The organism is Pseudomonas viridiflava, assembly GCF_003702045.1.
GTDB lineage: Bacteria > Pseudomonadota > Gammaproteobacteria > Pseudomonadales > Pseudomonadaceae > Aquipseudomonas > Aquipseudomonas viridiflava_C.
Genome location: NZ_RBTP01000012.1, coordinates 729594 through 754219, shown reverse-complemented (window position 1 = coordinate 754219; position 24626 = coordinate 729594). Strand labels below are relative to the sequence as shown.

At 59.1% G+C, this 24626-nt stretch carries 23 protein-coding genes; 15 read left to right on the top strand and 8 right to left on the bottom strand.

All coding sequences use genetic code 11. The annotated features are described in order from the left end of the window. Positions 1 to 85: 85 nt before the first annotated feature. Positions 86 to 1288, bottom strand: coding sequence for an aspartate aminotransferase family protein (locus ALP40_RS05445; protein WP_122207240.1), 1203 nt, complete (start codon positions 1286 to 1288; stop codon positions 86 to 88). Positions 1289 to 1391: 103 nt separating this feature from the next. Here ALP40_RS05445 and ALP40_RS05440 point away from each other — a divergent pair, with 103 nt between their 5' ends. Beyond that, positions 1392 to 2297, top strand: coding sequence for a LysR family transcriptional regulator (locus ALP40_RS05440; RefSeq protein WP_122207239.1), 906 nt, complete (start codon positions 1392 to 1394; stop codon positions 2295 to 2297). A 215-nt stretch (positions 2298 to 2512) separates the two neighbouring features. Here the strand turns inward: ALP40_RS05440 and ALP40_RS05435 are convergent, their stop codons facing one another. Continuing rightward, the gene (locus tag ALP40_RS05435; protein WP_122207238.1) at positions 2513 to 5995 is read right to left on the bottom strand and encodes an indolepyruvate ferredoxin oxidoreductase family protein; all 3483 of its coding nucleotides are present in this window, start codon (positions 5993 to 5995) and stop codon (positions 2513 to 2515) included. 186 nt (positions 5996 to 6181) lie between these two features. Between ALP40_RS05435 and ALP40_RS05430 the strand changes: the two genes are divergently transcribed. From ALP40_RS05430 to ALP40_RS05420, 3 genes are all read left to right on the top strand, one after another. Further along, complete coding sequence (locus ALP40_RS05430; protein ID WP_122207237.1) at positions 6182 to 6649, top strand: Lrp/AsnC family transcriptional regulator; 468 nt, start codon at positions 6182 to 6184, stop codon at positions 6647 to 6649. Between the two features lie 519 nt (positions 6650 to 7168). Next, positions 7169 to 7702 (top strand): sigma factor-like helix-turn-helix DNA-binding protein, encoded by a 534-nt coding sequence (locus ALP40_RS05425; RefSeq protein WP_122207236.1) that lies wholly within the window; start codon positions 7169 to 7171, stop codon positions 7700 to 7702. Between the two features lie 88 nt (positions 7703 to 7790). Continuing rightward, complete coding sequence (locus tag ALP40_RS05420; protein ID WP_122207235.1) at positions 7791 to 8927, top strand: M14-type cytosolic carboxypeptidase; 1137 nt, start codon at positions 7791 to 7793, stop codon at positions 8925 to 8927. Between the two features lie 66 nt (positions 8928 to 8993). Here the strand turns inward: ALP40_RS05420 and ALP40_RS05415 are convergent, their stop codons facing one another. Next, a complete protein-coding gene (locus tag ALP40_RS05415; RefSeq protein WP_122207234.1) occupies positions 8994 to 10208 on the bottom strand; it encodes an MFS transporter in 1215 nt (404 codons plus the stop codon). A 106-nt stretch (positions 10209 to 10314) separates the two neighbouring features. Here ALP40_RS05415 and ALP40_RS05410 point away from each other — a divergent pair, with 106 nt between their 5' ends. Further along, a complete protein-coding gene (locus ALP40_RS05410) occupies positions 10315 to 10860 on the top strand; it encodes a TetR/AcrR family transcriptional regulator (RefSeq protein ID WP_122207233.1) in 546 nt (181 codons plus the stop codon). A 78-nt stretch (positions 10861 to 10938) separates the two neighbouring features. Next, positions 10939 to 12243: a leucine-rich repeat-containing protein kinase family protein gene (locus ALP40_RS05405; protein WP_122207232.1), complete on the top strand. Its 1305-nt coding sequence runs from the start codon at positions 10939 to 10941 to the stop codon at positions 12241 to 12243. A gap of 27 nt (positions 12244 to 12270) precedes the next feature. On the opposite strand, the gene ALP40_RS05400 is transcribed toward ALP40_RS05405, so the two are convergent. Then, entirely contained in the window at positions 12271 to 12975 is a 705-nt protein-coding gene (locus ALP40_RS05400; RefSeq protein ID WP_122207231.1) for a YebC/PmpR family DNA-binding transcriptional regulator, read from the bottom strand. Positions 12976 to 13312: 337 nt separating this feature from the next. Here ALP40_RS05400 and ALP40_RS05395 point away from each other — a divergent pair, with 337 nt between their 5' ends. Further along, positions 13313 to 15271: a type VI secretion system Vgr family protein gene (locus ALP40_RS05395; protein WP_183135994.1), complete on the top strand. Its 1959-nt coding sequence runs from the start codon at positions 13313 to 13315 to the stop codon at positions 15269 to 15271. Here ALP40_RS05395 and ALP40_RS05390 read toward each other — a convergent pair. Together ALP40_RS05390 and ALP40_RS05385 are read right to left on the bottom strand one after the other, a co-directional pair. Next, positions 15258 to 16031, bottom strand: coding sequence for an enoyl-CoA hydratase (locus ALP40_RS05390; protein WP_122207229.1), 774 nt, complete (start codon positions 16029 to 16031; stop codon positions 15258 to 15260). The two genes, ALP40_RS05395 and ALP40_RS05390, sit on opposite strands and share 14 nt — an antisense overlap. 90 nt (positions 16032 to 16121) lie before the next feature. Further along, a complete protein-coding gene (locus ALP40_RS05385; protein WP_122207228.1) occupies positions 16122 to 17330 on the bottom strand; it encodes an acetyl-CoA C-acyltransferase in 1209 nt (402 codons plus the stop codon). Positions 17331 to 17535: 205 nt separating this feature from the next. On the opposite strand from ALP40_RS05385, the gene ALP40_RS05380 reads away from it, so the two are divergent. After that, a complete protein-coding gene (locus ALP40_RS05380; protein ID WP_122207227.1) occupies positions 17536 to 18015 on the top strand; it encodes an LEA type 2 family protein in 480 nt (159 codons plus the stop codon). Positions 18016 to 18038: 23 nt separating this feature from the next. Here the strand turns inward: ALP40_RS05380 and ALP40_RS05375 are convergent, their stop codons facing one another. After that, positions 18039 to 18293 carry a hypothetical protein gene (locus ALP40_RS05375; protein WP_004882073.1) on the bottom strand — a complete coding sequence of 85 codons (255 nt, stop codon included), beginning with the start codon at positions 18291 to 18293 and terminating at the stop codon, positions 18039 to 18041. A gap of 152 nt (positions 18294 to 18445) precedes the next feature. Between ALP40_RS05375 and ALP40_RS05370 the strand changes: the two genes are divergently transcribed. Beyond that, positions 18446 to 18763 carry a YqjD family protein gene (locus ALP40_RS05370; protein ID WP_083180928.1) on the top strand — a complete coding sequence of 106 codons (318 nt, stop codon included), beginning with the start codon at positions 18446 to 18448 and terminating at the stop codon, positions 18761 to 18763. A gap of 68 nt (positions 18764 to 18831) precedes the next feature. On the opposite strand, the gene ALP40_RS05365 is transcribed toward ALP40_RS05370, so the two are convergent. Beyond that, on the bottom strand, positions 18832 to 19182 hold the full coding sequence (locus ALP40_RS05365; protein WP_181112757.1) for a hypothetical protein: 351 nt from the start codon (positions 19180 to 19182) through the stop codon (positions 18832 to 18834). A gap of 269 nt (positions 19183 to 19451) precedes the next feature. Here ALP40_RS05365 and ALP40_RS05360 point away from each other — a divergent pair, with 269 nt between their 5' ends. The 6 genes from ALP40_RS05360 (at position 19452) to ALP40_RS05335 (ending at position 24607) form a co-directional block, all read left to right on the top strand. Continuing rightward, on the top strand, positions 19452 to 20519 hold the full coding sequence (locus ALP40_RS05360) for a M4 family metallopeptidase (RefSeq protein WP_122207226.1): 1068 nt from the start codon (positions 19452 to 19454) through the stop codon (positions 20517 to 20519). Between the two features lie 19 nt (positions 20520 to 20538). Continuing rightward, complete coding sequence (locus ALP40_RS05355) at positions 20539 to 20838, top strand: protealysin inhibitor emfourin (protein ID WP_122207225.1); 300 nt, start codon at positions 20539 to 20541, stop codon at positions 20836 to 20838. Positions 20839 to 21083: 245 nt separating this feature from the next. Next, positions 21084 to 21713: a paraquat-inducible protein A gene (locus tag ALP40_RS05350; RefSeq protein ID WP_122207224.1), complete on the top strand. Its 630-nt coding sequence runs from the start codon at positions 21084 to 21086 to the stop codon at positions 21711 to 21713. Beyond that, positions 21710 to 22324, top strand: coding sequence for a paraquat-inducible protein A (locus tag ALP40_RS05345; protein WP_122207223.1), 615 nt, complete (start codon positions 21710 to 21712; stop codon positions 22322 to 22324). Before ALP40_RS05350 ends, ALP40_RS05345 begins: the two co-directional genes overlap by 4 nt. Further along, entirely contained in the window at positions 22317 to 23993 is a 1677-nt protein-coding gene (locus ALP40_RS05340) for an intermembrane transport protein PqiB (RefSeq protein ID WP_122207222.1), read from the top strand. Before ALP40_RS05345 ends, ALP40_RS05340 begins: the two co-directional genes overlap by 8 nt. After that, positions 23990 to 24607, top strand: a complete 618-nt coding sequence (locus ALP40_RS05335) for a membrane integrity-associated transporter subunit PqiC (protein WP_122207221.1) — start codon at positions 23990 to 23992, stop codon at positions 24605 to 24607. The genes ALP40_RS05340 and ALP40_RS05335 overlap by 4 nt, the downstream gene beginning before the upstream one ends. Positions 24608 to 24626 lie beyond the last annotated feature (19 nt).

Sequence of the window (24626 nt, the reverse complement as noted above, 5' to 3'; positions counted from 1 at the left end):
TCGACACACGCAATGCGCCCCTGTTCTACCGCATATGGGTCATGTCGGTATAGCCCAGGATAGCCCCTGCCCTCAAACCTTCATCTCAGGCCAGCCGCTTGACCGGTTGAGCGGCAGCGCTGTCGAGCGTTGCGATAATCCCCTGCACAATCATCTCCACCTCGACGCCATCCAGCACCAGAGGCGGCAACAGGCGGATGACCTTACCCCTGGTCACGTTGATCAACAGGCCATGATGCTGCGCTGCCAGCCGCGTCAGTTCGGGTATGGCGTGACGTAACTCGATACCGATCATCAGCCCCCTTCCCCGGACGTCCAGTACCTGAGGGTGCCCTTGCAACACGTCTTTGAGCCTGCTTAGCAACAACGCTCCCTGTTGCCGGGCATTGTCCACCAGCCCTTGCCGTTCGATGATGTCGATGACTGTACACCCGGCCCTGCATGCCAACGGGTTGCCGCCAAACGTGCTGCCATGACTGCCCGGCGTGAACAACTGCGCCGCCTTGCCCAGCGCCACGCAGGCACCTATGGGCACACCATTGCCCAGCCCCTTAGCCAGGGTGATGACGTCCGGCACCATGCTTTCGTGCTGAAAGGCGAACCACTTGCCGGTACGTCCCATACCGGTCTGAATTTCATCGAGCATCAGCAGCCAGTCGCGCCGCGTGCAGCGCTCACGCAGGGCCTTCAGATAGCCGGCAGGCGCGCCATGAACTCCGCCCTCGCCCTGAATCGGTTCGACCAGCACAGCGCTGATCCGATGACCGTACGTGACACAAACCTTGTCAAAAGCGGCAAGATCGCCAAACGGCACTTTGATGAAGTCCCCCGGCAAGGTGCCATAGCCCAGACGCACCGCCGGACCATCGCTGGCGCACAGCGTGGCCAGCGTGCGCCCGTGAAACGCGTTCTCCATCACCACCACCAACGGCTGCTCGATGTGCTTGTGCCAGCCATACAGACGCGCCAGCTTGAGAGCGGTTTCGTTGGCCTCGGCCCCCGAGTTATTGAAAAACACCCGATCCAGGCCTGACAGCTCCGCCAGTTTGACGGCCAGACGCTGCTGCCAGTCAATGCTGTAGAGATTGGAGGTGTGCAACAACAAGCCGGCCTGGTCACGAATCGCTTCGACCAGCCAAGGGTGAGAGTGGCCCACGTTAGTAACGGCCACGCCTGCCACCGCATCCAGATACTCGCGGCCCGCCTTATCCCACATGCGTGTCCCCAGGCCGTGGGTGAAACTCAAGGTCGAGGGTGGATACGTGGTCATCAGGCAGGCGGCGGTCATATCGTGAAGCTCCATAGGTGCATAGGTGTTTTTGAAGTATGGTTAACCACCCTTAATGGATAAACAGCCAAACACTTCAAACATCTTAAAGCTGGAGTTGATAATGGACCTGTTCCAAGCGATGTCGGTCTATGTAAAAGTCGTTGAAACCGGAAGCCTGACGGCTGCGGCTCAGGCGTGCTCGATCTCCACCACGATGGTCAGCAATCACCTTCGTTCGCTGGAGCAACGTCTGGGCGTGAGCCTGCTTACCCGAACCACGCGTCGTCAGCGCCTGACCGAATTCGGCACGGCCTATTACGAGCGCTGCCTGGTGGTTTTGGGGCTGGTGGCCGAATCCGAGCAGCTTGCCGAGCAGGCGCAGGGCGAGCCGACCGGGACCTTGCGGATCACCGCACCGCTCACCTTCGGCTCAGAAGTACTCGCACCCGCGTTATGTGAATTTTCCCGACGCTTTCCGGATGTCCGGTTCGATCTGGTATTGACCAATCAATTGCTGAACCTGGTCGACAACGGATTCGACATTGCTATTCGCCTGGGCGCGGTGGCGGAGTCATCACCGTTGATTGCCAGACCTTTGCAGGACTACACCCTGACTATCTGTGCGTCACCCGACTACCTTAAACGTTACGGCACGCCGACCAGTCCCGAGGATTTGCGCGCCCATAACTGCCTGGCGTTCGCCTACCCGGAGGGCGACGAATGGCGCGATGCAGGCAAGCGCTGGCGCATGACCGGTGCTGAAGGAGAGGTGCTGGTGGACGTGAACGGCTCAATGGTCATCAACACGTCGTCCGGCCTGTATCAGGCCGCTCGCGCGGGCATGGGTATCGTGATGCTGCCCGATGCGCTGGTACACCGCGACCTGCTGGACGGCAAGATGGTCGCGTTGCTGCCAGATTATCAACTGCCCAGGCGGCGGATGAACCTGCTGTACGTGCAGGATCGCTATCGCTTGCCGAAGCTGCGCAGCTTTGTCGATTACGCGATGCAGGTATGGGGACGTTGATCCGGCACGCAGTGTTCATGCATACCGGATGGCGCGGCAATCTGGAGGTTCATTGTCTCGATGATCGAGATCAACAGTGTGATGGTATTGATCGACTGACCCGCATTGCGCGTCAGCTCAACGTAAAGTATGCGGACCTTGCGGTGGCCAGGGATTGCGCATCCGCTGAGAATGCGCAATCAGCAGGCCACTGCCAAGGTGTGACAAATCCGTCGTTATGCAGCCACCTCGTATAATTTCGGCGCTGCGACCTCCCCGCTCTCCAGGCTGCGACGCAGCACATTGGCCTGCAGGGCAGCAGCCTTCATGGCGCTTTCCTTGACGTATCCGTAGCCACGAATCCGCTCAGGCAGACGCGCCAGGCTCAAGGCTGTATGACGATTGCCCGCTTGCAGGTGCTTGAGGATCAGCTCGACGTCACTCACGTAGCGCTCGATCAGCTCACGCTCCTGGCGCCGTTCCAGGCTGTAGCCGAAGGGATCGAAGGCTGTACCACGCAAGAACTTGAATTTCGCGAGTACGTCGAACGCACGTAGCATCCACGGACCGAAGCTGCGTTTGCGCGGCTGCCCGGTGTGCGGGTCGCGCTTGGCCAGCCATGAAGGTGCCAGATGGAACTCCAGACGGTAATCGCCTTCGAACTGCGCCTCCAGTTGCCTGGTGAAATCGCCGTTGCTGTAAAGCCGCGCGACCTCGTATTCATCCTTGTAGGCCAACAATTTGAAGTAGTTGAACGCCACCGCCTCGGTCAACATGGGCTGCTGGCCAGGGAACAGTGTTGATTCTGCATCGCGAACCTGTTGAACCAGCTTCAGGTAGCGCTCGGCGTAGTCTGGGGTCTGATACTGGGCCAGTGTGTCCAGGTTGCTCTGGATACGCTGCTCCAGCGTCAGTTGCGGGGGTTGCACAGGCTGCTGTTGCGGATTGACGAAGGCTTCGACAGCGGCCGGATCATGTGCGGTGCGACGTCCCCACACAAACGCCTGCTGGTTAAGGCTCACCGAAACGCCATTGAGCTCGATAGCCTTTTCGATAGCCTGCGAAGTCAGTGGAATCAACCCCAATTGATAGGCGTAGCCGAGCATGAACAGGTTACTGGCGATGCTGTCGCCCATCAGTCGGGTGGCTAGCGAAGTCGCTTCGACAAAATGAGTCTTGTGCGCGCCTACCGCATCAATAATGGTCTGCTTCATGGCATCGACCGGGAAAACCGCATCCGGGTTGCGGGTGAACTCTGCTGTGGGCGTTTGTTGGCTGTTGACCACCGCGTGAGATATCGCGCTGTCGAGTTTGGCGATCGCATCGGGACCTGCTGCGACCAACAGGTCGCACCCCAACAACAGATGCGCCTCACCGGCCGCAATGCGCACCGCGAACAGGTCCTGCTGACGGGCAGCGATGCGGATGTGGCTGACCACCGGACCGAATTTCTGCGCCAGCCCGGCCTGATCAAGCACGCTGCACCCTTTGCCTTCCAGGTTGGCGGCATAACCGAGCATGGCACCGACAGTGGTCACACCCGTACCGCCTACGCCAGGCAACAAAATGTTGAACGGCCGTTCCAGCGACGGCAGGGTCGGCTCCGGCAATGTGGCGAACGCATCGACCTGCTTGGGCAGCGTTGGCTTGCGCAACTTGCCGCCATGAACCGTGACGAAGCTTGGGCAGAAACCTTCGACGCAGCTGAAATCCTTGTTGCAGGCATTTTGATCAATTTCCCGCTTGCGGCCCTGAGCGGTTTCTTTGGGCAACACAGACAGGCAACCGGATTTGACGCCACAATCACCGCAGCCCTCACACACCGCCGGATTGATCAAGGCGCGTTTTTCCAGGTCGGGCATGGTGCCGCGCTTGCGGCGACGGCGTTTCTCGGTGGCGCAGGTCTGGTCGTAAATGATCACCGAAACACCTTTGAACTCGCGCAGTTCACGCTGCACGCTGTCCAGGTCCCGACGATGGTGGAACGTGGTGATCGGTGCAAAACCTTCTCTGCTCGGGTATTTGTCCGGCTCGTCGGACACCAGCGCAATGCGCTGCACGCCCTCGTTGAACACCTGACGGCTCAACTGATCGACACGCAGCACACCGTCGATGGGCTGGCCGCCCGTCATGGCAACGGCATCGTTGTAGAGAATCTTGTAAGTGATATTGACCTTGGAGGCGACCGCAGCCCGCACTGCCAGGTGCCCGGAGTGAAAGTAGGTGCCATCCCCCAGGTTCTGGAACACGTGGGGCGTTTCGGTAAACGGCGCCTGACCAATCCACGTCACGCCCTCGCCCCCCATCTGGGTGAAGGTGTCGGTGGCCCGATCCATCCAGATGGTCATGTAATGGCAGCCAATACCCGCCAGCGCGCGACTGCCCTCAGGCACGCGGGTGGAGGTGTTATGCGGGCAGCCGGAACAGAAATGCGGGGTGCGCTGGGTGTTGAACAACGGCGCTTGGAGGGCTTTTTCCTTGTCGCTTAGAAACTGCAGGCGCGCTTCGATCTGCGGGCTGCTATAGAACGGAGCCAGCCGCTTGGCGATGACCCGAGCGATCATCGCTGGCGTCAACTCGCTCAGGTTGGGCAGCAGCGAGCGGCCTTGCTCGTCGAACTCCCCCACCACGACGGGACGACGATCCACCGGCCAGTTATAGAGCTGGCCGGTCAGTTGATCCTCGATAACGCTGCGCTTCTCCTCAACCACTAGAATCTCGTCCAGCCCTTGGGCGAAGTCGTGAACCGAAACCGGTTCCAGTGGCCAGCTCATGCCGACCTTGAGCACCCGGATACCGACCTGATCGCACAATTGCTCATCGATGCCCAGCTCCTCAAGCGCCTGACGTACATCCAGATAGGATTTGCCGGTTGTGACGATGCCCAGGCGCGGCTGCGCAGAATCGACCACGACTTTATTGAGCTGGTTTGCGCGGGCAAAGGCACGCGCAGCATAGATTTTGTAGGTGTTGAGGCGCGCTTCCTGCGCAAGGGGCGGATCTGGCCAGCGAATGTGCAAGCCACCTTCGGGCAGCACGAAATCATCGGGAATTCGCGTCTGCATGCGCAGCGGGTCGACCTCGACCACGGCCGACGAGTCGACGTTCTCGGCGATGGTTTTCATCGCCACCCAGCACCCGCTGTAGCGCGACAGTTCCCAGCCGATGATGCCGTAGTCGAGAATTTCCTGAACGTTACTGGGATTGAGTACCGGGATCATCGAGGCAATAAACGCATGTTCGCTCTGGTGAGCGATGGTCGACGATTTACAGCCGTGGTCGTCCCCCGCCAGGATCAGCACACCGCCGTTGGCCGCCACCCCCGCCGAATTGCCGTGTTTGAACACATCACCGCAGCGGTCGACACCCGGCCCTTTGCCGTACCAGAGCGCGAATACGCCGTCGTATTTGCCTTGGGGGAACAGATTGACCTGCTGGCTGCCCCACACTGCCGTAGCCGCCAGCTCTTCGTTGATGCCCGGCTGAAAGTGAATGGCGTTCTGCTGGAGATAATCCTTGGCGTCCCAGAGGCTCTTGTCCAGATTGCCCAAAGGTGAGCCGCGATAACCGGAAATAAATCCTGCCGTGTTGAGCCCGCGCGCTTCGTCACGCTGCTTTTGCAACATAGGCAGCCGGGTCAGCGCCTGCGTACCGGTCAGGTACAGGTTGCCGGTGGCGAGCCGGTATTTATCGTCCAGACGAATATCAGCCAGGGACATGCGATTACCTCTCTTGTTTTTATTCAGGCTTTCTTATGAGTAAGGTCCATCTCGCCGAGTCGGTCCAGCCCGGCGGCCTTGTCATTAGACTGCCTGTAGAAAAGAGGCTTTTTCTTTCTAAATTGACAAATATCTGCTGAGATTGAGCATGTCCTTTTCGAAAAAAACAAAAAACAAGGTCAATTCATGCAACTTAAATTGAGCCCCATCGATCGCAAGATTCTTCGCTTGTTGCAACATGACGCCGATCTCTCGGCTGCGGAAATCGCCGAGCGCGTCGAGCTGTCGCAATCGCCCTGCTGGCGCCGCATTCACAGACTTCAGGAAGACGGTGTTATCGAGCGCACCGTGGCGTTGCTAAGCGCAAAAAAACTGGGCCTGAGCATGACGGTGTTCGTCGAGGTCAAGCTGTCGGGCCACGGCAGGCGTTATCTGGCGGAATTCGAAGAAGCCATCATCGGACATCCGGAAGTGCTGGAGTGCTACACGATGGCGGGAGGCATGGACTTCATGCTCAAGGTCGTTGCACAGGACATCGCCAGCTACGAACGCTTTCTGCGGGATCACCTGCTGCAACTGCCCCATGTGCATGAAGCACACTCCAACATCGCCATGAGCACCGTCAAGCGCACCACGGAATTACCACTGAATTGAGGGGAAAAGCGCAGGAATGCAGACGGGGGAAATAGCCCATCAGCGGCACTGAGGGGTTATTTATATCAATGAGGGCAAGAAAAACATTTGACTTGCAAATGATAATGATTACTATTGCATCAGCTGGTCGCGAGACTTGCTGGATAACCCGGAAGTCTTAGGTCGGCTTCCAGATTATCTCCTCATCAGGCTAATCACGGTTCTTGACCCGGCTTATTGCCGGGTATTTTTTTGGTTTTTTCGCTGCTTCAGGCTAATGAAGTCTTGGTTGTGCGTTGATGCGCTAAGAACAAACGATCAACGCTGCGTTGGTTAGACGCGATGGCGCGGATACTATCAAACCTGCATTGATCAGGGTCAGTTTTTCGCGCCTCAAATCACTTCGCCATGCACATAAACGGTAATTGCAGCCCTTTTACACCCGAGAACGATTCTCGCATTCAACAGACGCACCGTCTCATGGATGAAATCTATAGGCCCACGGAAGAATATCTATGAAAGACCTGCGAGCGATTCATCATGAGTAGCCAGCTTTCGTCTTCACTCCCTCTTCAAACCGGTCTGCCTGACCGGAGCCCGACGCGCCACACGACTGAGCTTAGCCGAACGCTCGGCCGCCTCTCGCGCAGAACCCGGCAGATTTTCCTGCTCAGCCGCCTGGACGGCCTCCCCTACGCCGATATTGCCTGCTTTCTGGAAGTGGACCTTGCCAAGGTAGAGCGCGCAATGGCCCGTGCGCTCAGAAAGGCTCATCGGTTTATTACCGTGAAAGACGAGGCGATTCAGGAGCAGGCCAGCCATTGGTACGTGCATTTGCAAAGCCCTGCGGCAACGGCCAGTGAACGGATCGAATTTCGCCACTGGCTCGACGAAGACGTCCGACACCTGGTCGCTTTCCAGAACAGTGAACGCATCTGGCGCGACTTGCAGGCACCCGCCTCCCTGATGGGTGCCAACGGCTGGCATCGACGCAAACGACGCGTCTATCTAGCCTGGTGCCTGCTCACTGCATTTATTTGCAGCCTGATGGTCACGGCCGAGGCGTTTTCCTGACGCTGAATGACCGTTTCAGAGAAGTCCGGGTCAGAGTGATGGGTGTAAAGTAGCTGCCTTGACGCATTCACGGACGCAGGAACGCACCTTGACCCTTACCATCAGTTCAGACTTCGACAGCGGCAACATTCAGGTGCTGGATGCCAGCGATTCGTCCGCCCTCAAACTGGCGATCCGGCCAGACACCCAAAGCCCTCACTTCCAGTGGTTTCATTTCAAGGTTGAAGGCATGCAAGTGGGTGCCCACCATGAATTCAGCCTGACCAACGCCAGCGAGTCGACGTTCAACAGCGCGTGGACCGGCTACAACGCAGTCGCCTCCTACGACCACCAGAACTGGTTCCGCGTGGCGTCGAACTTTGACGGCAAGGCACTGAACTTCGGGCTTTCGCCGAGCGAAACGCAGATCTGGTTCGCTTACTTCGAACCTTACAGCCGCGACCGTCACGAGGTACTTATTGAGCAAGCCTTGGGCGAGGCTGGCATGCAACTGCTGGCGACCGGCAAAAGCGTCGAAGGCCGCGACCTTCAGCTGCTGCGCAAGGGCGATGGTGCTGAGGGCAAGCACAACATATGGATCATTGCCCAGCAGCATCCGGGTGAGCACATGGCCGAGTGGTTCATGGAAGGGGTGATCGAGCGCCTTCAACAACAGGGCGATGCGTCATTGGACCAGCTGCTGGCCTACGCCGATCTGTATCTGGTGCCGAATATGAATCCGGACGGTGCCTTCCACGGCCATCTGCGCACCAATGCCAGTGGCAAAGACCTGAATCGCGCCTGGCAGGACAGCACCGACGCACTCAGCCCTGAGGTGTTCTTCGTCAAACAGCAGATGGAGCAATACGGGGTCGACATGTTCCTGGACGTGCACGGCGATGAAGAGATTCCCTACGTCTTCACCGCAGCCTGCGAAGGCAACCCTGGCTACACGGCAAAGCAACAACAACTGGAAGAACAATTCCGCCGCCGGCTGGGCGAAATCACCGTGGACTTCCAGAGTGTGTACGGCTACCCACGCAGCGCACCGGGCAAGGCCAACATGAACCTGGCCTGCAACAGTGTCGGCGAACGCTACAAATGCCTGTCGCTGACCCTGGAGATGCCATTCAAGGACAACGACAACGCCCCTGACCCGGTCACCGGCTGGTCCGGCAAGCGCTCGGCGCAACTGGGCAAGGACGTGCTGAGCGTACTGACCGAGATGGTGCAGGACCTGCGCTGACCGATGACGCACGGCCCTTTCGTGCATCACGCAAAGGGCCTTTTTACTGCTCAACGTGGCACATGCTCAAGGTGCGGCGGCACAAACCACGCTGGAAGAACGACGCACCCCTAACCCTGCCAACGCCATCAGCGCCAGCACGATAACGACCGCGCCGTAAACATTACTGGTCATCACCAGACCGTACGAACGGGCAGCGAATCCAGCGGCGAGTGCCGGCATGCAGAATGCCAGGTAGCTGAGCACCAGAAAGGCCGACATCAGGCCTGCGCGCTCGTGAGCATGGGCCAGCGGCATAAGCATGCGCAGCGCCCCGAGAAAACTTGATCCAAAGCCAATTCCCGCCACCACCGCGCCGCCAAAGAATAGCCAGAGCACGCCTGTGTTGACGGCCAGCAAAATGATCGCAACGCCCGCCGCCATGAAGCTTGCGCCCACCCATAGGCCGAGTTCAGGTGCCCTTTGACGCAAGGTCAGAATGGCCAAGGCACCGCTGAGCGTCAGCGCCGCGACCGCAAACCCTCCGTCCAGCGGCGACGTCGAGCCGGTGGCAGCCGCCAGCAATGACGGGCTCAATGACAGAAAGAAGCCGCCCAACGCCCACGCCGCGATATCAACGGGCAGCACCAGCCACAGCATTCGCCGGGCTTGTGCCGGCACATGCAGCGACGGTTTAAGGGATTGCCACGCGCCTGGTTGCGGGCTGACGGTTTCGGGGACTCGTTTCAGATAAAGCACCTGAACCACAAACGCGGCCAGCAGTACGCAATACGCGAGCAACAGGGGATGCGGCGCGAATTGCACCAGCAGCGCGGTGCCCAGCGCACCAACCGCCATGCCCAGCATCGGGGAAATGCTGTTGATCAACGGCCCTTTTGCCTGATCGCTGTCCAGCAGCGCAGCACCGAGCGCGCTGGCGGCCAGCCCGGTTGCGAAACCCTGTAACAGGCGCGCCATGACCAGCCAGGTCACATCCACGGCGAAAATGAACGACAGCATCGAGAGAATCTGCATCAGCAATGCGGCGAGAATCACCGGGCGACGCCCCAGGTGGTCGGACAGCGATCCCCCCATCAGCAACGCCGCAAGCAGACTGAATGCATACACGGCAAAGATCAGCGTCAGCACCCCCGAAGAAAAACCCCACGCTTCCTGATACAGGTGGTAAAGCGGCGTAGGCGTGCTGGAAGCGGCGAAAAAACACAGGGTCGTGAACGCCAGAAAACCCAGATGACTGTGCGCCCGACTATCGGGCTGCGGGTTCTGTAACGGAAGGGACATGGGTACACTCTCCACTGATACATCTTTTTAAAGCAACGAATTAGCTTTTGCGGAGTGTGCTACCGACCACCTCTTAAAGCAAATACTTTGTGTTAAGGTCCGCCGTATGGCTATCAAAGAAGCAGTACGCACCGGAGGCCGCAGCGCCCGTGTGCAGGAATCGATTCACCGCGCCGTTCGCGACCTATTGCTCGAACTGGAGCGCGCGTCGTTGAGTGTGCCCATGATCGCCGCTCGCGCTGGCGTGACACCCTCCACGATCTATCGACGCTGGGGCGACCTGACCAGCCTGTTGGCCGATGTCGCCGTCGAGCGCTTGCGCCCGGACGAGCCCATCGATCGCGGCAGCTTGCGCCAGGACCTGATGACCTGGAGCGAAATGTACTTGGATGAAATGTCGTCGGCTCCAGGCCGCGAGATGATGCGCGACGTCGCCGCGAGCACGTCCAATTGCTCCGGAAAGTGCGCGTCGATCGTGCGCGACCAGTTGCAGACCATCATCGACCGCGCCGCGAGTCGCCACGAGCCGTCACCCATAGCCGATGAGTTGATCGATGCCATCGTCGCGCCCATGATTTACCGGATTCTGTACTCCGAATCGCCGCCAACCCTCGCCGCCGTGCACCGATGGGTAGAACGTTGCCTGCCGTAAGCGCCGATATCTGCGGCCAGCCGCACGAACTCTCGCTATGATGCGCGCCTTGTCTGGCTACTGATTGAATCGACTCTCATGCATACCCTCGCAGATCTGCGCGCTGGCAAACTGGCGGGCATCCGGCGTCTTGATCTCTCCTGCGCACTGAGCGAGTTTCCGCCAGAGATCTTCGATCTGGCCGACACGCTGGAAGTCCTCAACCTGAGCGGCAACGCGCTGAGCAGCCTGCCGGACGATCTGCATCGACTGAGCCGCCTGCAAGTCTTGTTCGGGTCCGATAACGCCTTCACGCAGCTGCCGGAGTGCATCGGCCAATGCGAACAGTTGCGCATCGTCGGCTTCAAAGCCAATCGCATCGAACAGGTCAGCGCCTCGGCATTGCCGCCACGTCTGCGCTGGCTGATTCTGACCGATAACCGGATCGAGTCCCTGCCCGATGAGTTGGGCCGTCGTCCTGATCTGCAAAAGCTGATGCTGGCGGGCAACCGGTTGCAAACGCTGCCCTTGACGCTAGCCGACTGCCACAAGCTCGAACTGATCCGCATCGCAGCGAACCGGCTGCAAGCCCTGCCCCAGTGGCTATTGCAATTGCCCGCCCTCGCCTGGCTCGCCTACGCGGACAACCCGTTTTGCCTGGCGCGCAGCGACCTGCCAGCCCTACAAATCCCCTGGCAGCACCTCGACTTGCAGCAGCGCCTGGGAGAAGGTGCGTCCGGCGTCATTCAGCAAGCGAACTGGCAGCACGAGGGACAGACGCGAACGGTTGCGGTCAAGCTGTACAAAGGCAGCGTGACCAGCGATGGATCCCCCCTCAATGAAATGGCCGCCTGCATTGCAGCCGGTCGTCATACGCACCTGATTGAGGTGCTGGGGCAAATCGCCGAACACCCTGCGCAACAACGGGGCCTGGTGATGGCGTTGATAGCGCCGCAATTCACCAACCTCGCGGGCCCACCCAGCCTGGATTCGTGCAGCCGCGATGTCTATGCCGACCGCACTCGCTTCACGCCGCCCGTCCTGTTACGCCTGGCCACCGGTATCGCGTCCGTCATGGCCCACCTGCACGCCCTCGGCATTACGCACGGCGACCTGTACGGCCACAACATCCTTTGGCAGAGCGACGGCAACTGCCTGCTCAGCGATTTCGGAGCGGCGTCTTTCCATCCCTCGGCATCTGTCGCACAGGCGCTGGAGCGCATCGAAACACGGGCGTTCGGTATCTTGCTGGGGGAGCTGCTGGAGCGTTGTGATGCATCCGGCGAAGAGCTGGCGCTCATCGATGCACTGAAAACACTGGCAGAGCGCTGCACCCAGGCTGATTGCAGTAGCAGACCGCTACTTCAAGAGGTGCATCAAGCCTTAGTGGCATGGAGCGCCTGAGGCGCCCCTGCCGCACAACTGCGAGGGTCAGCCCGCCAGACCTACATAGACGTTCTGAACGTCGTCATGGTTGTCGATGGCCTCAAGAAAGGCCTCGACTTCTGCCATCTGTTCTTCGCTCAGGCCATCCACCGTGCTTTTCGGGCGATAGCCCAATTGAGCGGACTGCACGGTAAAACCGAATTCGGGCAGCTTTTTGCAGACAGCGTCCATGTCGGTAGGCTCGGTCAGGAACAGGGTTGCACCCTCTTCGCCCGCTTCACAGTCCTGGGCACCGGCTTCAATAGCCGCTTCGTCCGGGTCTGCGTCTGGCGACACTGGCACGGCTTCGATCATGCCTTGGTAATGAAAATCCCACGACACCGAACCGGCCGCGCCCAACTGGCCTTTGCGAAACAACACACGAATTTCCGACACGGTACGGTTGATGTTGTCTGTCAGGCACTCGACGATCACCGGCACGCGATGCGGGGCGAAGCCTTCGTACGTCAAGCGTTCGAAGTTGACGCTTTCGCCCAACAGGCCCGCGCCCTTCTTGATGGCACGCTCAAGCGTTTCACGCGGCATGGAGGCTTTTTTGGCCTGCTCAACCACCAGTCGCAGCCGCGAGTTCATGTCCGGGTCGGCGCCTGCACGGGCAGCGATCATGATCTCCTTGGACAGCTTGCCGAACGTACGTCCCTTGGCGTTGGCTGCCGCTTCTTTATGCTTGACCTTCCACTGTGCGCCCATGTCTGCTCTCTTGATTCAATGTGCGTTTCGCCCGGTGGCCCGCAAACAGGCACGACCTGGCAAGACGTTAAAAATAGGATGACCGGCGACGACACCTCCGGCGCGGCGCATTTTATACCCGATCTCGCCAGATGAAACCCCCGCCGGAACCTGGACCCAGGATTGAACCGGTTACCATGCCTGCTGATTCGGCATCGAACAATGATCTGGCTCACACTTCGTCGTGTAGTCCTTTTCTGAAAAACCTTGCAACGATGCTATTGCCCCCATGCATTTCGTACCCTTCCCCTCTTGAACCTCAAGGTGGGAGCGCCTGAAGATGTGCAATGACCCGCAAATGCCAGTGACACTGGCGATTGCCGACAGCCAGATGGATCTGCGTGTCATCCGCTTCACCGGGCTGGACGCCTTGAACGAAGTGTACAGCTTCGACATCGATCTGATCAGCACCGACGCGGCGCTTGACCCAAGCAACCTGATTGGCCGCAGTGCCTTTTTGAGCATGTGTTCCTGCGGCCAGGGCATACACGGCCTGATTCAGCATGCAATCGAGATTTACACCGGCCGAGGTGTGAAGCATTGCCGTCTGGTGCTGATGCCTGCACTGCAGACGCTGGCACTCCACGTCCGCCGCCGGGCTTACCATGAGATGAGCGCGCCACAGTTGATCGTTCAATTGCTTGAAAGTCACGGCCTGGATACCGACGCTTACCGTTTTGAGCACATGACAGGGGTCTATCCCCTTCGAGCAGTGTGTATCCAGTACGATGAAAGCGATTTGCACCTTCTGCAGCGCCTGTGCGAGGAAGAAGGCATTCACTTTCGGTTCGAGCACACGCCCGATCGTCATGTGTTGGTGTTTTCCGATGATCCGGTCAGTTTTCCCGAGCAGCAGGCGCCCATGCATTTCCGCGCCGGGCAGGATTCGCACACCCACTCGCCCACGCTCGCGCATTTCGCTGAACAGCGATCCGCCCGGATTCCACGGCCGGACCGACGCCGGCTGATGGCCAGCACACGCCTTTGCAAAAACATCGAGCGACGCAGGCCACATGATGCAGGTGCAACCAACGATTCAGAGGCGCATGCCTCCCAGCGCACCACCGATCAGACGGCGGTCTGGCGGCAGCAACGCAGCGCACGGCAGCTGGAGCGCCTGCGCTGCGAGCAACGGGACTTTCGGGGTTACAGCCATCAGCCGGGGCTGTGCAGCGGCGAAATCATGCAGGTACTCGATCACCCCGAGCCGCTGCTCAATGATCAGTGGCTGCTGATCGAGGTACGCCACGCGAGCAGACAGTTGCAGGCGCTGGAAGGTGTGGACCCGCACGACATCGCAGCAATCATCGACGCGTTGCCTACCGAGGAGGACTGGTCGTCTCATGTCGGTTATAAACCCGGCACTGCCTACATGAACCGCATGAAGATGATGCCTTGGGCGATGGCCTTCCGCCCCTCGATCAAACACCCCAAACCGAAGATCTACGGCCTGCACAGCGCAACGCTCATGCCCCAGGCACTGGTCGTCGAGGCTGATGCCGACGTGCAGGGATTGCGGCCAATCCGGTTCGACTGGCAGAAAACATCGGTGTCGAGCCCGCCATTGGAGCGCTGGCCTCTGGCCCAAGTGATGTGCAGCGATGCCCGACCGGTCGCCCGGCTGCGGGCAGGCACTCGGGTCGTGGTCGCACACCTGGACAATGATCCAGACCGACCGGTCATCTGCGGCCCTCTGGGAAAAACCAGTCCAACGCCCGGAACGCAGGTGCACCTTGAGGGCATAGCGATCGAATCACCGGTCTATGTCCACCTGCGTTCCGGCCAACAATTGCGTATCGAATCAGATGAGGGTCTAAAGATCACAGGGGGGCAGACTGAGCCGAAATTGATGGCGCACAGCATTTCGGTGCTGGGCAACGCCACACGCCAGGTAATTTCTCCACAGGTCCCGGATCGAATGGATACGGCGATTGGCGATCTGCGCCTGACCCGCCTGCCAGGGCTGCAAGGCGAGCCACTGGCCGGGCGGATCTGGTACATCGTGCGGATGCGCGAACCGGGGCTGCATCACTTGGCTCGTCTGGAAGCGGAACATTTCCTGTTCGACGGAACCACTGATGACTTGGGTTACCTGGGTCTGTGCGAAACCGACCGCAAGCGACTGGCAGAGGAGTACCGCAAAACGCCGCACCACCTGTGGCTGGTACACCCTGGCGAGTGCGTTGCGCTGCACGCCTACTTCCAGCAGAACTGGACGCAGCAGCAGCGCGACGCATTGACCCTCAGCCGTCCGTAAAGACGGCAGGCCGCTTTTCGATGAACGCCTGCATGCCTTCTTTCTGATCGCGGCTTGCAAAGGCCGCGTGAAAGACCCGGCGCTCGAAACGGATGCCTTCGGCCAGACTGACCTCAAAGGCACGGTTGACGCTCTCCTTGACCATCATGGCGATGGGCAAGGACTTCTCGGCAATGCTGGCGGCTGCCTTAAGCGCCTCGTCCAGTAGCTCAGCCAATGGCAGAACCCGCGACACCATCCCTGCACGCTCGGCTTCATGAGCATCGATCAGGCGGCCGGTCAGGCACATCTCCATCGCCTTGGCTTTGCCGACCGCACGCGTCAGCCGCTGGGTGCCGCCCATGCCTGGCAATACGCCGAGATTGATTTCCGGCTGTCCGAATCGGGCATTGTCGGCCGCCAGAATGAAATCGCACATCAGCGCCAGTTCACAGCCGCCGCCCAAGGCAAAACCGGCCACCGCCGCAATCATCGGTTTACGCCGAGCGGCCACCCGGTCGCTTTCGCGAAACAGGTCATCCAGATAGATCTGAGGGTACGTCAGGTCGACCATTTCCTTGATATCGGCCCCGGCGGCGAAGGCCTTTTCGGAGCCCGTCAGCACGATGCACCCAATGGCCGGGTCGGCATCAAGCGCGTCGAGTGCGTGGTTCAATTCGTCAATCAACCGGGCATTCAGCGCATTCAACGCCTGCGGCCTGTTCAGCGTAATCAGTCCAACCTTACCTCTAACCTCTCTCAGGATTGTTTCGTAATCCATTGATTAATATCCTTTTTGTTTTATAAGTTAAAAACCCAAATACTTTATAGATCAAGTTAACAAAATCACATGACTATCTGTTCTGTAACGCTAATTCACTAGCTCAACCGCTATCGCAGTTGCTTCTCCGCCGCCGATGCAGATGGCGGCCACACCGCGCCTGAGCTGCCGTCGGCGCAAGGCTGCCAACAAGGTCACGATGATGCGCGCGCCAGACGCACCGATCGGATGCCCCAAAGCGCACGCGCCGCCATTGACGTTGACCTTGTGATGAGGGATTTCAAGATTGCTCATCGCGATCAGCGGCACGACGGCAAAGGCCTCGTTGATTTCGAACAGATCAACCTCGTCCACCGTCCAGCCTGTCTTGCCAAGCAAGCGTTTGATAGCCCCTATGGGTGCCGTAGGGAACAGGCCCGGCTCGTCGGCAAAGGCGCTATGCCCATGAATGATTGCCAATGATTTCAGACCCCGACGCCTGGCTTCAGACTCGCGCATCATCAACAGCGCGGCGGCACCGTCGGAAATAGAACTGGCGTTGGCCGCCGTCACGGTTCCGCCCTCGCGAAAGGCAGGCTTGAGTAGAGGAATCTTGTCCAGCCGCGCTTTGGGAGGCTGTTCATCATGGGTGATCAGGCGCTGCTCCTTGCCGACAGTCACCTCGACAGGAATGATCTCGGCGTCGAAGTGCCCATCCGAAATGGCCTGCTGGGCGCGCGTCAGCGACGCAATGGCAAACGCGTCCTGAGCCTCCCGGCTGAAGCCGTTTTTTTGCGCACAGTCTTCGGCGTACGTGCCCATCAGTCGACCCGGCTCATAGGCGTCCTCCAGGCCGTCGAGAAACATGTGATCCAGCACCCGGCCGTGCCCCATGCGATAGCCGCCTCGGGCGCGGTCCAGCAGATAAGGCGCGTTGGACATGCTTTCCATCCCGCCCGCCACGATCACAGTGGCACTGCCGGTCATCAGCAGATCGTGGGCCAGCATGGTGGTCTGCATTCCTGAGCCGCACATTTTGTTGACGGTGGTACAGAGCGTGCCTTTACCAAGCCCGGCACCCAGCGCGGCCTGCCTGGCCGGGGCCTGACCAAGGCCTGCCGGCAATACGCAACCGAACAGCACTTCGTCGACATCGTGCGGATCAATACCGGCACGCTCCACGACGGCACCGATGGTCAATGAGCCCAAGCGGGTGGCACTCAGGCTTTGCAAATCGCCCTGGAAGCCACCCATAGGCGTGCGGGCAGCGCTGACGATGACGACAGGGTCTTTCTGAGGGGGTGTCCTATCGATGGACATGGCTATCTCCAGTCTTGTTGTTATTGGATGGCTGAAATCATCAACCTCCGCGCAGGACGACGCAATGGTTGAAACAGGCAGATTAGCGGGTATCCACACAGGCGTTGGATCAGCAAGGCCATCGGGCAGGCCTTGCACAGGCCTGCGAATCTCTTGACGGGCCTGCGGTCTGAAGGTGACTGAAGCGCCAACGAGGAACCCGATAATGTTGCGACATCCCCTACGCCTGGTGCTTTCGGGCCTGCTGATACTGGCATTGAGCGCCTGCACGCTGCTGCCCAATCGCGATCCGCTGACGATCAGCGTCGTGGGCATAGACCCGTTGCCGGGTCAGGGGCTTGAGTTGCGCATGGCAGTCAAGCTGCGTCTGCAGAATCCGAACGAGACGGCCATTGACTACAGCGGCGTGGCCTTGGACCTAGATGTGAACGGTAGATTGCTGGCATCAGGCGTCAGCAACCAGCACGGCTCCATCGGCTCGTTTTCGGAGGCAGTGCTGGTCGTGCCAGTCAGCGTTTCGGCCTTTGCGGCACTGCGCCAGGCGCTGGGTCTCAGCCAGACGCAGCGCCTAGACAACCTGCCTTACACCCTGCGCGGCAAACTGGCCGGCGGGCTGTTCGGAACAATGCGTTTCAGGGACAGCGGCACGCTGGACCTGAGGCAGGCAGAAGGCGATCCCTGGTAAGGGCGAAAGCTGGATGAGGCGTGTTACTTCGCAGCGGCCATCAAACGATTGACCTCACTGCGCACCATATTGGCGTACTCCGGCGGACTCATCGTATCCAGCTCGGAGCGAACCCACTCGGACCATTTGCCCTTGCGCTTGGCACGCTCGCCCATCAGTCGAGCCGCCTCGCCTTTGGCCTTGCCCAGATTGCTCTGCCAGAGATCGAACAGACGGGATTTTTCATCTTCGATAGCGGCGCGTTCAGGAAGGGGCCGATTGGCCAGATTGAAACTCATAACGTTCACCTACGACTAAAAACGGCTGCATCTTACACCCGCAAGGGACTTTTTTTGCAGAGCCCTGCGTCAGGTCGTTCACGCCGGTGCAACTTTTCACAAAGGCGGAGACTCCATTGATCACTATTGCCATCACTTGAAAGGAAAATGCCATGGCTCGCAAGACCTCTGCCCAAAATGCTGCCGATCAGATCAAGGATCAGGCTTTCAGCGATTTGCAGGCACTGATCGAAGAATCCGACAAGCTGCTCAAGGACAGCGCAGCACTGGTGGGCGAAGACGCAGAGACGCTGCGTGCGCAGTTGAGCCTCAAGCTCAAGCAGGCACTGGATTCGATGGCAAGCGTGCGCGACCGCACCAAGCCTGTGGTGGACGCGACCGAAACCTACATCGGCGGTCACCCTTGGCAGACCGTTGCCATCTCCGCAGGCTTTGGCCTGGTGGTAGGGTTGCTGCTGGGTCGTCGTTGATCGTTACCGCATAACTAAAAGGGCGTGATCGCTGCATAGCGAACACGCCCTTTTTGTTCGATCCGGGATCAGCGGCTGTACTGCACCACGGACGGCTCGGCAAAACGATGCGATTTACTGACCTTGGCTTGCAACGCCACCCGTTGTTCTTCGGCCTCAGCCTCGCTCTGGAAAGGACCGATCAGCATCTGCTGCTTTGCGTCTATCGTCACGATGATGGGCGAGTAGTGACGCTCAAGAAGCCAGGCACTGGTGTCGCTGACAGCCTCTCTGGAGTTCATCTGGATGAACCATTGAGGGCCTGAAACCGGCGCGGTCTGGACCGTATCCGCCGTCTTTTCCCTGGCAGGCGCCCGAGAGTTGCCTGCATCGCATCCGGCAAGTGCCAGCACTGCCATCATCATTACCGTCTTGCGCACGAAAGTCTGCTCCTCGTCTGAAGTGGCGCGAGTCTAGCACTCCCGGTTCGCGAATCGAGCAACTGTGTCGAGGTGACGCAGGCCCGCCCGATAGCCAGCAAACGCCCGGCCCGGCTGAGTATCAGCGATCAGGATCGAGAACCCGAATACCGATCATCATGTAATCAAATATTTCTTTTGCATAAAAGCCGCCATCCACCTGTCAAACCCCCTGCGACCATGTTGATCGATAGCTTGCCGCCATCGGTGCATTACTACAGGAGTTTCACATGTGCGATAGACATCCCCTGCAATGCTTCATTCCGCCTTACATGCTTGAGCATATGGCGCAGTCGCCCCAAGCAAGCATCAGTGCCCGCGCCATTGCCAACCTGACCGGCAGTTCCGCATTCCTGGCCTCACGCCTGACGGCCCGAACCATGCCTTCCATGCACGCAGTGAAGTCGCCGAGCGGCACAAAGCATCGAATGATTCACGACGCCCAAGGCACGGATCAGCTTCCTGGCAAGGTAGTGCGCTCCGAAGGCCAGCCAGCCACTGGTGACAAGGCCACCGATGAAGCCTATGACGGCTCGGGTGACGTCTACGATTTCTATGAGCAGTTGTTCGAGCGCAACTCCCTGGATGATGCGGGCATGGCGCTGGTGTCGACCGTGCATGTTGCCGAAGTCGACTTTCAGGGCGATTACGTACCCTTGAGCAACGCTTACTGGAACGGCAGCCAGATGGCATATGGCGACGGCGATGACCTGGTGTTCAAGCGGTTTACAGGCAGCCTTGAAGTCATTGGCCATGAGCTGACCCACGGCGTGCAAAGCTTCACCTCCAATCTGGACTATCGCGGACAGTCCGGCGCCCTGAACGAACATTTTGCCGATGTCTTCGGCATGCTGGTTCGCCAATGGAAAGAAGGCACCAGCGCCGAAGAGTCCGACTGGGTGGTGGGCAAGGAATTGCTGGTCCCGGCCCCGACCCGTCGAGGCATCCGCGACATGGAAAAACCAGGCACCGCCTACGCCAATGACCCGGATCTGGGCGACGACCCACAACCTGCGACGATGGCCGACCTGTATACCGGAGCCAAGGACCGGGGTGGCGTACACATCAACTCAGGCATTCCCAACCGGGCATTCGTCCTGGTGGCCAAGGCGCTTGGCGGAAATGCCTGGGAAGTGGCAGGCAGAATCTGGTATGAAACGATGCTGGAGCTGGCCTCGGACAGCCAGTTTGCCGACTGTGCCCGAATCAGCATCAAAGTCGCCAGCGACCCTCGTTTCGGTGCCAGCGCCAAAAAAGCCGTTCAGGCAGCCTGGAAAAAGGTCGGGGTCAAGGTCTAATCATTGAAGAGGTGGTGCGATGAAGGTTTGTCTGGTGCAATCAGGTGGCTTTGCAGGTGCAATCAAGCGATGTGAAGTGGATACCGCCACCCTCGACAAACCTGAGGCGGAGCAATTGCACAAGCTGGTGAGTGACAGCGGGTTGAATCAGTCAGGCGAGGCCTTCAACGAGGACGGACGAGACTTGAATCAGTACGAGATCACCATCGAAGACGACGCAAAAGCCATTTGCATGACCTTCGATGAACACAACGTCCCCCAGGCAGCGCGTCAACTGTTGGGTTACCTCAAACAACGGGCACGGCCTGGAAAGCTCTGAAATGTAAAGGTCAGCACGGTGGGTGGCTCAGCAACCTACCGCGCTGACCGCCGCTGGCTTGGCTGCAAATGCCATTATCGAGATAATGGCCCGATGACATCTGAACCACTCTTGAACTCAATGGTCAATCTTGCAGCCATGCATGAACACCGCAGTGCGCACAGAAAAAAACACTGCAAGACCAATAAAGAGGTATCTTTCCGAGCCTCTGATTTTCAACCCACACACCTGCATCAACGGCGTCGATGAGTACTGTGCATTCCCCCAGCCATCCCACGGATCTGATCATCTGCGAACACTGCGATTCGTTGTATGAAGCTCAGCCCCTGAAACCCGGAGAAACTGCATTCTGCCTCCGCTGTCGAGCCGTACTGGGCAGGGGACGACGAATGTCCGTCGAGCAGTTATTGGCCCTGACCGTTGCCGCCGCGATATTTTTCGTCTTTGCCAATATTTTTCCAGTCATCAGCATCAGCATGAAGGGCCTGACCAACGAGGTTACGCTCTGGCAGTCGGTCGAAGCGCTGGCCCAAGGGCGTATTACCATCATCGCGCTGGTGGCGGGCATATCGATTATCTTTGCGCCATTACTGCAAATCGCGCTGCTGTTCTGGGTGCTGCTGCATGCCAACAGAGGCATCATCGCTCCGGGCTTCAAGGCCTGCATGCGCGCGCTGGAGCATCTGCGCCCGTGGAGCATGCTGGAAGTCTGCATGCTTGGCATTCTGGTGGCGATCATCAAACTGGCGGGCATGCTCGATGTACACCCAGGCGTGGGGTTGTGGGCAATGGCCATGCTGATGGTGCTGATTCTGCTGACAGCCAATAAGGGTATCCGCGATCTGTGGAACGAACTGGGAGTCGAGCCTGAATGAACGGCATTCCCTTCGCCCACGAGCACAAGCTGTGCCTGTGCCACACCTGTGGCTATGCCTGTCAGGAAGACGCCAGCCGTTGCCCGCGTTGCGATTCGCCTGTGCATCGACGCAAGCCCAATAGCATCAAGCGGACCTGGGCCTATCTGATCGCTGCACTGATCTTCTACATTCCGGCCAATACCTTGCCGGTTATGTACACCAGCCTGTTGGGCAACAGCAGCCAGAACACCATCATGAGTGGCGTGATCGAATTTTTCGAAAGCGGCTCATGGGACATCGCGATCCTGATTTTCGTGGCCAGCGTTGTCGTGCCGTGCATCAAGTTTCTGGTGCTCGGCATGCTGCTGATCACCTGCCAGCGCCGCAGCCGCTGGGCCATGCGCGAGCGCGCCCGTCTTTACCGGTTCATTGAACTGATCGGCTATTGGTCGATGCTCGATGTATTGGTTGTCGCCCTCGTGGCATCCCTTGTGCAGTTTCGTGAGCTGAGCACCATCGAGCCCCGGATCGGCATCCTGTTTTTTGGTTTGGTTGTGGTGATGACGATGATCGCCGCCATGAGTTTCGATCCCCGGCTTATCTGGGACGCAGAGGTTGAAGATGTCTGACAATACCCTCCCCCCTTCTGCCTCGGTGCCTCGTCCCGAGGTCCAGCGTCGGCGAGTGCGCATTTCACTGATCTGGCTGGTGCCCATCGTGGCAGGGCTGATCGGCCTGTCGATGGCCTTCCACGACTGGATGAACATCGGGCCAAGGATAACCGTGAGTTTTCTCACCGCAGAAGGCCTTGAAGCGAACAAGACCCAGGTCAAGTACAAGAACGTGGTCATTGGCATGGTGACCGACATCGCCCTAAGCGACGACCGCACCCACGTGCTGGCCACCATCGAACTCAATAACACCGCGCATCCGTTCACCCGTATCGACAGCCAGTACTGGGTCGTACGGCCGCGCATCGGCGCACATGGGGTATCGGGTGTGGACACGCTGCTGTCAGGCGCGTTCATCGGCGCAGACGCTGGCAGCGCCAAAGACACCAAGACTGACTTCACCGGGCTCGAGACGCCGCCGCCAGTGACATTTGGCGAGAAAGGCAAGCGCTTCACCCTGCACACCGACGACCTGGGGTCGCTGGATATCGGCTCGCCCGTCTATTTCCGTCGCATTCAGGTCGGTCAGGTGGTGGGTTATGAGCTGTCCAAAGATGGCCGTGGCGTCGACATCCAGATTTTTATCAGTTCCCCCAACGACCAGTACATCACCACTGATACTCGCTTCTGGAATGCCAGCGGTGTGGATGTGACCGTGGGCGCGTCGGGCCTCAAAATCAATACCCAGTCGTTGACCTCGATCATCTCCGGCGGTGTCGCCTTCCGCGAACCCAACTGGAGTCCCGAGTCGAAGCCGGCAGACGAAAATGCCGAATTCAAGATATTCGAAGACCAGGCCACGGCGCTGGCACCGCCGGACGGTGAGCCGCGCTACATTCGCATGCGCTTCAACCAATCGCTGCGCGGTCTGACGGTCAACTCGCCTGTCGACTTCCTGGGCGTCAACATCGGTAAGGTGGTGTCGGTGGACCTGGATTATGACCCTGCCACAAAGAGCTTCCCGGGCATTGTCGGCGCGGTCATCTATCCCAAGCGTCTGGGCGCGGCCGAATCCAAGCTCAAGGAGTTGGGCGGCAAGGGAGACGAAGAAGAGCAATCGGCCAGAGTGCTGGGCGCCTTCGTGGCCAATGGGCTGCGCGCTCAGGTCCGTAACGGTAACCTGCTGACCGGTCAGCTTTACATCGCGATGGAGTTTGACCCCAAATCACCAAAGGTCCCGTTTAACGCCAAGGCGCGCCCGCTGGAAATTCCGACCGTGCCGGGCAGCTTCGACAAACTGCAGGAACAATTGCAGGCGTTCGTCGAAAAACTCAGCAAGTTGCCCATCGACCAACTGGCAAACAACCTCAATGGCAGCTTGAGCGAACTGCAGAAAACGCTCAAGCAGGTTAACAGCAGCATATTGCCGCAAATGCGTGGCACTTTGCAGCAGGCCGAAAAAACCCTTGGTACGGCCAACGATTCGTTTGCCGAAGACTCGCCGGCACGTCAGCAACTGGGCCAGGCAATGGATGAGGTACAACGCACTGCGCGTTCGGTACGTGTATTGACCGACTTCCTCAGCCGCCATCCTGAATCGTTGATACGCGGCCGTACGGGCGACGCTGCCCCACGCTCGTTCAACGCCCCCTCTTCATCCCGAGCCATTGCGGAGCCCAACCAATGACCCTGCGCCTGAAACTGGCAGTACTGACCGCAGCGCTGGGTATCAGCGCCTGCACCTCGACGCCGACGCATTACTACACGCTAATCGCGCCAATGGCGTCGAATTCAGCGCCAGCCAGTCAGCCCGCGCCATTTCAGTTCGAAATGCTTCCGGTGATCATGCCCGTTCAGGTCGACCAGCCACCGCTGGTGGTACGTCAGGGTGACGGCAGTTTGGCAATCCTGGATACCGAGCGCTGGGGCTCTCCGCTGGGCGACGAGTTCCATGACGCACTGACACCTCAGCTTGAACGTCGTTTCGGCAGCCGCGACATGGCTGGGATTCCCAAGAACAGCGATCAGCCCATCCTGTCGATTCGCACCGACGTGCGGCGATTCGAGTCGGTACCCGGTAGCTATGCCTTGATCGATGTGGTGTGGACCCTGACCCAGCGAGACACGACTGCGGGCAGCAAACGTACCAACCTGACCTGCAGCAGCGTGATTCGTGAACAAGCGGGAACAGGGATGGAAAGCCTGATCGTCGCGCATCAGAAAGCGGTAGCCCGACTGGCCGAAAAAATCGCGGGCACAGCCGAGCGCTGGACGCAGCAACCCACTGCTCGCTGCCTCTGAAAGCAGACGGTTCGAGGCG

Excerpts from the sequence above, each read along its gene's own strand:
- ALP40_RS05445 (WP_122207240.1), bottom strand. The coding sequence starts at position 1,288 with ATGACCGCCGCCTGCCTGATGACCACGTATCCACCCTCGACCTTGAGT.
- ALP40_RS05440 (WP_122207239.1), top strand. The coding sequence starts at position 1,392 with ATGGACCTGTTCCAAGCGATGTCGGTCTATGTAAAAGTCGTTGAAACC.
- ALP40_RS05435 (WP_122207238.1), bottom strand. The coding sequence starts at position 5,995 with ATGTCCCTGGCTGATATTCGTCTGGACGATAAATACCGGCTCGCCACC.
- ALP40_RS05430 (WP_122207237.1), top strand. The coding sequence starts at position 6,182 with ATGCAACTTAAATTGAGCCCCATCGATCGCAAGATTCTTCGCTTGTTG.
- ALP40_RS05425 (WP_122207236.1), top strand. The coding sequence starts at position 7,169 with ATGAGTAGCCAGCTTTCGTCTTCACTCCCTCTTCAAACCGGTCTGCCT.
- ALP40_RS05415 (WP_122207234.1), bottom strand. The coding sequence starts at position 10,208 with ATGTCCCTTCCGTTACAGAACCCGCAGCCCGATAGTCGGGCGCACAGT.
- ALP40_RS05410 (WP_122207233.1), top strand. The coding sequence starts at position 10,315 with ATGGCTATCAAAGAAGCAGTACGCACCGGAGGCCGCAGCGCCCGTGTG.
- ALP40_RS05405 (WP_122207232.1), top strand. The coding sequence starts at position 10,939 with ATGCATACCCTCGCAGATCTGCGCGCTGGCAAACTGGCGGGCATCCGG.
- ALP40_RS05400 (WP_122207231.1), bottom strand. The coding sequence starts at position 12,975 with ATGGGCGCACAGTGGAAGGTCAAGCATAAAGAAGCGGCAGCCAACGCC.
- ALP40_RS05395 (WP_183135994.1), top strand. The coding sequence starts at position 13,313 with ATGCCAGTGACACTGGCGATTGCCGACAGCCAGATGGATCTGCGTGTC.
- ALP40_RS05390 (WP_122207229.1), bottom strand. The coding sequence starts at position 16,031 with ATGGATTACGAAACAATCCTGAGAGAGGTTAGAGGTAAGGTTGGACTG.
- ALP40_RS05385 (WP_122207228.1), bottom strand. The coding sequence starts at position 17,330 with ATGTCCATCGATAGGACACCCCCTCAGAAAGACCCTGTCGTCATCGTC.
- ALP40_RS05380 (WP_122207227.1), top strand. The coding sequence starts at position 17,536 with ATGTTGCGACATCCCCTACGCCTGGTGCTTTCGGGCCTGCTGATACTG.
- ALP40_RS05375 (WP_004882073.1), bottom strand. The coding sequence starts at position 18,293 with ATGAGTTTCAATCTGGCCAATCGGCCCCTTCCTGAACGCGCCGCTATC.
- ALP40_RS05370 (WP_083180928.1), top strand. The coding sequence starts at position 18,446 with ATGGCTCGCAAGACCTCTGCCCAAAATGCTGCCGATCAGATCAAGGAT.
- ALP40_RS05360 (WP_122207226.1), top strand. The coding sequence starts at position 19,452 with ATGTGCGATAGACATCCCCTGCAATGCTTCATTCCGCCTTACATGCTT.
- ALP40_RS05355 (WP_122207225.1), top strand. The coding sequence starts at position 20,539 with ATGAAGGTTTGTCTGGTGCAATCAGGTGGCTTTGCAGGTGCAATCAAG.
- ALP40_RS05350 (WP_122207224.1), top strand. The coding sequence starts at position 21,084 with ATGAGTACTGTGCATTCCCCCAGCCATCCCACGGATCTGATCATCTGC.
- ALP40_RS05345 (WP_122207223.1), top strand. The coding sequence starts at position 21,710 with ATGAACGGCATTCCCTTCGCCCACGAGCACAAGCTGTGCCTGTGCCAC.
- ALP40_RS05340 (WP_122207222.1), top strand. The coding sequence starts at position 22,317 with ATGTCTGACAATACCCTCCCCCCTTCTGCCTCGGTGCCTCGTCCCGAG.
- ALP40_RS05335 (WP_122207221.1), top strand. The coding sequence starts at position 23,990 with ATGACCCTGCGCCTGAAACTGGCAGTACTGACCGCAGCGCTGGGTATC.